Genomic DNA, 8,311 nt, shown 5'->3' on the forward strand with positions numbered 1-8,311 from the left:
GTTCCCGTACTTGCCGCCGTTGCAGTTGACGCCGTAGACCATGTTCTCTATGGACCTCATCCTGTTCACCAGGGTGAACCAGTCGTAGGGGTCGAACATGAACTGCTGCGGGTAAGGCGGGAATATCGTGGGCTTCAACAGCACCTCGGCGCCGTTGAAAGCCAGCTGCCGCGCCACCTCCGGGAAGAACTGGTCATAGCAGACCATGCAAGCCAGGTTACCCAGCTCCGTCTCCACCACCGGGAAGATGGGCGCCTTGTAGCCGTCGAGGAGGTCGTGGGGGCTGGTGCTGAGCTCCAGCGGTATCCACGGGTTCACCTTCCTGGACGTAGGTACCGTACTGTTTGGCCTTCTCGGCCAGCTCGTCGGTCTCGGGGCCCGGGATGGAGACCGCCGAAGCCGCCCTTTCCCTCTGGGTTGTTAATGAACTTGGCCTGCTTGACCACTTTTCCTTTTTCGTCCATCACGGTTCCGTAGCAGACACGCTTATGGACATCAAGTCCAACACACATCAAATCTCGTTCTCCTCCTGGTCTAGAATATGGTTTATTCTACTTGAAAGAAGGAGAACCCCAACATGCCATCTCTATAATAAAACTTGTACCTCACTTCAGGGAGTTTTCCCCCGAGCGAGATAGCAATATTAACGTGTTCAATTATATTACTGAGGATATGGAGATAGATTTTTGGGGTCTAGCTATCGGCGTGATAGTAATTCTGGGGGTGTTTGGGCCCTGGGTCACCAAGGGTTATGACTCTTACCCCGCGATGGACCCCGAGACCAGACAGGGCGAACTGCGTTTCCACAAGCACATTCTGATGTCACCGATGTATGCTAAGCTCTATGAGGATGGCGAATTGGTGAATACCCTTTGGTTTGTCAGCTCGGGAGTATCCGTTGCCGGCGTAATGCTCGTGTCGGCGGCAGCCCTTTCCGTCATCAGGTACAAGAAATACTGGATAAGATTGACTCTTTTTCTTACAGCCGTTCTAGGGGTGGTCATATTTTTCATGAGCTTCGGTACTGGATTGGGGATAGGCCTGAGGACGAGTTTCGGATGGGGGTTGCCCGTCACCCTTCTTGGGATGACGCTTATGTTTGCTCAATCAATTAACGAGTTAACGAAAAAGGCGGCTGTCTCATTCTCTTTCTCATGATACCCACTCGAAAAAAGGGAAATATCGACTAATATAGTAGATTTTTATCTAGTACGTTCCGGAGAGGCTTTCCGTCTAGGTATCGACGCAGGTTATCACAGAAAAGCTTCACCAGCTCAACGTTCTCGCTGTCCACGTTGCTACCTGAGTGAGGGCTCAAGAGCACGTGGGGCATTCCCCACAGGGGGCTATCTGGGGGTAGGGGCTCCTTCGTCTGGACGTCGAGAGCGGCCCCCGAGAGGCGGCCGGAATTCAGAGCGTTTATGAGGGCGACCTCGTCGACTATAATTCCCCGGGCGATGTTGATCAATACGGCACCCGGTTTCATCGCCGCTAGCTCTTCTTCTCCCATCAGCCCCTCAGTCTCGAGTGTGTGAGGGAGGCATATCACAACGAAGTCGGCCTGAGCTAGCATTGTCTTCAGGGCCGTCCTCGGGTAGAGGCTCTCCACATTAAGAGACACCGGGTCGACCCCATCCGTCGAGCGTTTGGTCCCTATGACGTGCATTCCAAAGCTCCTCGCAAGCCTAGCCACCTCCTGGCCTATACTCCCCAAGCCGATCACGGCGATCGTCTTTCCTTTCAGAGTGGTTCCGGCGTATCTCTCCCAGTGCCTGCGCTCCTTCTCCGCGATCATCCGGGGGGCGTCCTTCACGAACCAGAGCATGGCCATCATGGAGAACTCTGCCAGTGGCGTGGCGTGTATCCCACTTGCGGTCGTTAGGTGTATCTCTAGATCAGAGAAGCCCGTTCGCTTGACCCATTGGCCTACTCCTGCGCTGGGGGATTGCACCCATTTGAGGCGTGGCGCAGCTTTAGGCAGTTCACTTATGTTCGTATGTAATACGTATCCGAAAAGGACTTCAGTTTGGGACAGCAGGTCCGACCAGCGTTTCTCCTGTGCGGAGGTGTGTTGGACAGGAGTCCCGTGTTGGTCGCACGGGTATCGAGGTCTGCCGAGGAGGTCCGGCTCATACAGAACCTCGACGCGAGAGTCCACTTCCTTGATTTTTCTAATCAAATTCGGCTCGATGATGAATGTGATCAGGACCTTTACTTTATCTGACATGGCTATAGGAGGAATAGACTGAAAGTAAAAACTCTTTCGAAATGCCAGTTGGATAATAATCGTAACCTTTCTGGTGGAGGAGATCACATTCCCCCACAATCGAAATATCACAACCTCGACAGGAATAAAATGGAAATACCAGTGATAATCGACAACACACTGCCCTTTATCCTGAGCCTCAGAGGCCTTTAGGTCGTCGATGAGGGGTAACTTATCTCTTTGTCGGAAATGTTAAAAGCTGTAAAATATGACTATTGTCGGATAAATATGTCAATAGATAGAAAATATATAGTCATAGCAGTAGTTGTACTTATTGCCGTTGGCGCCGCTGGTTATTGGTACACACAAAACCAGCAGACCAAGAAACAGGAAGAAGAGCGTCTGGCTGAGCAGTACGCCAAGTGGGAGAAATGGTCGAAGACCATGTACCTGGGCTGTGTAGGTGGGGAGTTCCACCCCGGAGTGCAGAACCTTGGCTCAGGCAGAGGAGATGAGCTTCAGAGCTACATCACCGCCGGGAAACTACTCTGGCCCGATCAGGCCGGGTTCAAGCCCAACCTAGCATACTTTAATCCTCTTATAGCCGAGAGCTGGGAGGTCAAGGAGAACGCTGAGACGGGCGAAACGTACATTGAGTTCAAGATTAAGGAAGGCTTAAAGTTCGTAGATGGCACCACAATCGATGCAGAGGCCGTGAAGTACTGTTACGAGCAGGAGGCCTTCGAGATGCCCTACAGAGAGCAGCACAAATGGACCGCTCCTCGCTACTGGCACACTCACGCATGGAGCAGGCTAGAGGTCCCTGATGACCTCACTCTTCATCTCTACATACCTGAGGATGGCTTCATACCGATGACCTTCGCAGGGTTATTCGGCCTGAACTACGCAAACATCTACAGCCCCACATCAACCGAGCTATATGCCAAGGAGACCGACCCAATAGAGAGTTTCCAGAACCAGGTTGGATACGGGCCATTCAAGCTGGTTGAATGGATCCCAGATGAGAGAGAGGTATTCCAGGCCTGGGATGAGTACCCGGTGAACCCAAATGGGCCTTACGCAGGGCCTTCTAAGAGCGAAGACATAGAGTACGTTGTTGTGCAGATGTACAAGGATGAAGCATCTTTGAGGATGGCTGTGGAGGCAGGGCAGGTGGATCACACTGTAAGTGGGATAGCGCGGGCAGATATCGATGACATGCGATCCAATCCAAACCTTGTTGTCGATTATGTTCCTTGGGTTGGAGCCGCAAACTTCTTACACATGAACTACAGACCAGAATATGCACCGCTGAATGACACACGTGTCCGGAAAGCCATACAGTATGCTATTGATCCCAATGAGATAGTCGACAAGCTCATGTTCGGCACCGCCGAGGTCTCTCACAGCCAAGTACGTCCAATCCAGCCCTACTACAAACCGGTGATGGAAGAGATTAGAAATCTTTCATGGGAGGAGAGATATGCAAAAGCGGAGGCCCTCCTTACTGAGGCAGGATACCCGGACGGCTTCTCAACCGAGCTCTGGTATCCAAGCGGCTCAGGAGCTGAGTTCAACAGAGAGATGGGTACTATCGTCCAAGCACAGCTAGCCAAGATCGGCATAGATGTAGAGCTCAAGATGATCGACAGAGGCGTCTACTTTGATTTCAGATCAGAAGGGCGCCTACCCATGTTCTTCAGAGGCTGGACCCTAGACTATATGGATCCAGATGCCGAAATAAACTACATGATGCTATCGACGAGCACATACCTTACAATACCCCTAGGATTCAACGACAGCCACGTCGACGAACTGATAGCTAGAGGAAGGGAGCTCTACGATGCCACTGGCGATCCACCAGAGAGGGCTGAGGTATACGAGGAACTACAGGACTACATCGTTGACGAAGGCTTCTGCGTACCGCTCTACATCTCGGGATACTGGGACGTCAAACAGGCTTGGGTCGAGGGCTATGAATACTGGTACACCTGCGATGTACCATACCAGGGTGTATGGGCCGCATCAAAGGTAATACCCGACGACTGGGCCACAAAAAATCCCCCCATGCCCGGATATAATTAAACACTATTTTTCCTTTTTTTATTATTAACTAGAAATATTCGTTATTGAAAAAATTTCTAATAAGGATAGACAACAATACTTAAAAGAAAAACAGGCGTTATAATTTGGAACCGATCAACCCTTGGTGATGAAAGAATGAAACTACGCTACTACGTCATAGTAAGAACCCTTCTGATAATACCCACCCTGATCATCCTCCTTAGTACAGTCTTCTTCATGATGCATATTATCCCCGGCGATCCCGTTCGAGTATTATACGGTGAAGAGTTGCCAGAGGAATATATAGATGAAGTCAGGCATGAACTAGGACTAGACAAACCCATGTACGTGCAATACATAGACTATATGAGCAACTTTTTCCGCGGCGACTTAGGAATATCTTTCAGATACAAGGTTCCAGTTTGGCGGAAAATATTGGATGTATATCCCGTTACAGTTGAGCTCACTGCAGGCGCCTTAATGCTATCGATATTGTTTGGCATACCCCTTGGTATATTTGCTGCTCTAAAGAGAGACACTATCGCAGATCATACGATTAGAGGGTTAACTCTATACTTGTACTCGAACCCAAGTTTCTGGACGGCTTTGTTGCTCCAACTTTTCTTTGGTCTGATGTTGAGTATTTTCCCCATTAGCGGTCGGACTCCTCCCAGCGTCCATATAGAAAAGGTGACAGGGCTGCTCACACTGGACAGCCTATTAGCCCTTGACTTTGGGGCGTTCGTCCAGTCTGCGCGTTTTCTCTTCTTGCCTTGTTTATCCATTGCACTGTCAAACCTCCCGATGTTGAGCAGGGTCACGAGAGCCTCATTGATTGACGTGCTAGGAGAGGATTACATCAGGACCGCAAGGGCAACGGGGGTCCCTGAAAAAAGGATAGTTTATCAACACGCATTGCGGAACGCCTTATTGCCGGTAATTACATCGGTGGGATTTAGCTTCGCTTGGCTTCTCGGTGGATCAACAATAACGGAACAAATATTTGGTCTACCTGGACTTGGTAGTCTTCTGATAACATCTTTAACAGGTCGTGACTTCAACTTGATCCAAGGAATAGTAGGAATATACGCGATTGTAGTTGTTTCAATGAACACCTTCGTGGATATAATATACGCCATGGCAGATCCAAGGGTGAAATTCTAGGGGGTGAAGTTGAGAAACATGAGCCTGAAAAAGAGATTGAGCGAGAGTAGCTTTATGAAGTTATTTAAGATAGCACCTAAATCGGCGAAGTTCATGACAACACTTGGCATATTTTTTTGTATTGTGCTAGTAATATTCGTTCTCTTCGGCGCGTATATTGCACCCTACGACCCACTTGAGTTCTCAGATGATCTGTTGCAGCCACCATCCTCCAAGCATATAATGGGAACGGATCTACTGGGTAGGGATCTATTCAGCAGGTTGATTGTTGGATCAAAGTACTCGCTCGGAGTGTCATTGATTGCAGTGGGTGTCTCGCTTTCTATTGGCCTGCTACTTGGCTCCATATCAGGATTCTTCGGTGGGCCCATAGACCGAGTCCTAATGCTCATCATGGACTCGTTGTACGTCTTCCCTGGATTCATTTTTGTGTTGATCATGGCGGTCGTATTGGGGCCTGGTATCTGGCAGACTGCCTTGGCAGTCTCGTTTGGCAGGATACCATCGAATTTCAGGATGATACGTAGTATTACCCTTTCGATTAAGGAGCGGGGTTTCATAGAGGCAGAGAAAGTGTTGGGCGCCAACAACATGCACATAATATTCAACCACATAGCGCCCTTCTATTTGTCCATACTCTTCGTCACAATCTCCCTCGGATTAGCTAGGGGAACACTGGCAATAGCAGGTCTTGGCTTCCTCGGCCTCGGCATTCCCCCACCAACCCCGGAGTGGGGCACAGAGTTGGCTATGGGACGCGCTTTCCTTCTGAGAGGGGCATGGTGGGGCGTGGTCTTCCCGGGATTCTTCGTCCTCGTCGCCATGCTGGCCTTCAACCTCCTCAGCGAGGGGCTAGATGCGATACTGAACCCGACTGTAAGGCGGTTAAAATAGGGGAGGAGAGAGGTATGGACGTACTGGAAGTCAAAAACCTGTTAACTCACTACCTAACACCCTTCGGCGCCGTCAAAGCGGTTGATGATGTGAGCTTCAATCTGCGAAAGGGAGTTGCACTTGGCCTCGCTGGCGAATCGGGTTGCGGAAAGACCACGATAGCTCTCTCAGTTATGCGGATCCTACCCTATCCGGGGAAGGTTCTTGGGGGAGAGATCCTCTTCAAAGGCACCGACATACTAAAATTGAGCGAGCCAGAGCTCAGAAAAGTCAGATGGAAGGGCATATCGACAGTATTCCAGGGGGCCATGGCCTCGCTGAACCCCCTCTTCAAAGTTGGGAGACAGATAGCAGACCCCATCATGATTCATGAAGATGTAGAGAAGGAAGAGGCCTACTCTCGTGCAAGGGAACTCTTGGAGATGGTCGGCATCGACGCGTCAAGAGCGAACAACTACCCTTGGGAGCTGAGCGGTGGTATGAGGCAGAGGGTCATGGTGGCGATGGCCCTAGCATGCAACCCAGAGGTCATTATCGCAGACGAACCCACTACCGCCTTAGATGTTATCGTCGCACACCAAGTCACGGAGTTGATAAAGGATCTGCGGGAGAAGCTAGACCTCTCGATGATGCTGATCACCCACGACATTTCCGTGATCGCTCAGACTTGCGATGAGCTGGCCGTCATGTATGCAGGGAAGATCGTCGAGCACTCGGACGTGGACACCATGTTCGAATCCCCGCTGCATCCCTACACGAATGCCCTCATAAGCGCGTTTCCAAGCATCGCGGGTGAAAGGCGTCCGTTGAAGAGCATTGTCGGGAATCCTCCTGACCTGATAAATCCCCCGGCGGGCTGCAGGTTCAATCCCAGATGCCCTTTCGCTCAAGAGATATGCCGGACTGAAGAGCCAGAATTGAAACAGATAGGCGACAACCACAGCGTGGCCTGCCATTTCTGGGAGGAGATAGCAGCCAAGAGGTAGTCGAAGATGGACGACGACGTGATGATCAGAGTACAGGATCTGAAGAAGTGGTACGATCTATCCAGCGGCATAGTGGAATCGCTGTTATCAAGGAAAAGCAGATTTGTCAAAGCTGTGGACGGGGTCTCATTCGACATCAAGAGGGGTGAGATATTCGGCCTAGTTGGTGAGAGTGGATGCGGGAAGACTACCACGGGACGATTGTTGATGGGTGTCGTCCCCCCGACGAGTGGGAGAGTCTACTTCGATGGGGTCGACATATCCACCATAACCAATAATGATGATGAAATGAAGGAGCTTGCACTCAAGAGGCAGATGATCTTCCAAGATCCATATGAATATCTCAGCCCGTGGTTGACGGTACAGGGTACATTGGCGGAACCACTGAGAATCCATAAACTCGCGGATGGCAAGGAGGAGGAGATGGATAGGATCAGAGAGATCATGAAAACGGTCGACCTGACTCCAATAGACATGCTTCTGCCTAAATACCCCTACGAATTGAGCGGAGGACAGAGGCAGAGGTTAGTCATAGCCCGGGCCCTGTTGTTGAACCCGACCTTCATCGTCGCTGACGAGCCCGTGTCGATGCTTGATGTCTCAATAAGGGTGGGGATCTTGAACCTGCTGCTCGAGATGAGGAAGAAGTTATCCCTAACCCTTCTGTTCATCACACACGATATAGCCGTGTCGAGGTACATGTGCGACGTCATAGGTGTGATGTACCTGGGTAAGTTGGTGGAAAGAGGGCCAGCTGAGAAGATAATAACCGAACCGTTGCACCCGTACACGCAAGCTCTTCTATCCGCTGTGCCTATTCCGGATCCTAAAATCGGGCGTTCAGAGATACCGATAAAGGGCAGGATACCGACTTCGACGTATGAATTTAAGGGTTGCAGGTTCGCCACCCGATGCCCGTACGCCGATGAAAACTGCTCACTTGAGGAACCGGAACTCGTGGAAGTAGACAGGGATCATTTCGTCGCCTGTCCGCGAG

General features: G+C 50.6%; 8 protein-coding genes. 6 read left to right on the forward strand and 2 right to left on the reverse strand.

Annotation, left to right across the window (positions count from 1 at the left end; genetic code table 11):
- A partial coding sequence (locus JRJ26_19605) for a nitrilase (protein MBW2059698.1) occupies window positions 1-318 on the reverse strand: 318 nt, incomplete at its 3' end.
- A 237-nt stretch (window positions 319-555) separates the two neighbouring features.
- Here JRJ26_19605 and JRJ26_19610 point away from each other — a divergent pair.
- Complete coding sequence (locus JRJ26_19610; GenBank protein ID MBW2059699.1) at window positions 556-1,158, forward strand: hypothetical protein; 603 nt, start codon at window positions 556-558, stop codon at window positions 1,156-1,158.
- A gap of 28 nt (window positions 1,159-1,186) precedes the next feature.
- Here JRJ26_19610 and JRJ26_19615 read toward each other — a convergent pair whose 3' ends face one another.
- Window positions 1,187-2,326, reverse strand: coding sequence for a D-2-hydroxyacid dehydrogenase (locus JRJ26_19615; protein MBW2059700.1), 1,140 nt, complete (start codon window positions 2,324-2,326; stop codon window positions 1,187-1,189).
- A 168-nt stretch (window positions 2,327-2,494) separates the two neighbouring features.
- Here JRJ26_19615 and JRJ26_19620 point away from each other — a divergent pair, with 168 nt between their 5' ends.
- The 5 genes from JRJ26_19620 to JRJ26_19640 form a co-directional block, all read left to right on the forward strand.
- A complete protein-coding gene (locus JRJ26_19620; GenBank protein ID MBW2059701.1) occupies window positions 2,495-4,291 on the forward strand; it encodes an ABC transporter substrate-binding protein in 1,797 nt (598 codons plus the stop codon).
- A 135-nt stretch (window positions 4,292-4,426) separates the two neighbouring features.
- On the forward strand, window positions 4,427-5,434 hold the full coding sequence (locus tag JRJ26_19625) for an ABC transporter permease (GenBank protein MBW2059702.1): 1,008 nt from the start codon (window positions 4,427-4,429) through the stop codon (window positions 5,432-5,434).
- Between the two features lie 9 nt (window positions 5,435-5,443).
- Window positions 5,444-6,328, forward strand: a complete 885-nt coding sequence (locus tag JRJ26_19630; GenBank protein ID MBW2059703.1) for an ABC transporter permease — start codon at window positions 5,444-5,446, stop codon at window positions 6,326-6,328.
- 14 nt (window positions 6,329-6,342) lie between these two features.
- Window positions 6,343-7,314: an ABC transporter ATP-binding protein gene (locus JRJ26_19635; GenBank protein MBW2059704.1), complete on the forward strand. Its 972-nt coding sequence runs from the start codon at window positions 6,343-6,345 to the stop codon at window positions 7,312-7,314.
- Between the two features lie 6 nt (window positions 7,315-7,320).
- On the forward strand, window positions 7,321-8,311 hold a 991-nt coding region (locus JRJ26_19640), incomplete at its 3' end, for an ABC transporter ATP-binding protein (protein ID MBW2059705.1).

The sequence above is a fragment of the Deltaproteobacteria bacterium genome (assembly GCA_019308905.1).
Lineage (GTDB): Bacteria > Desulfobacterota > BSN033 > WVXP01 > WVXP01 > JAFDHF01.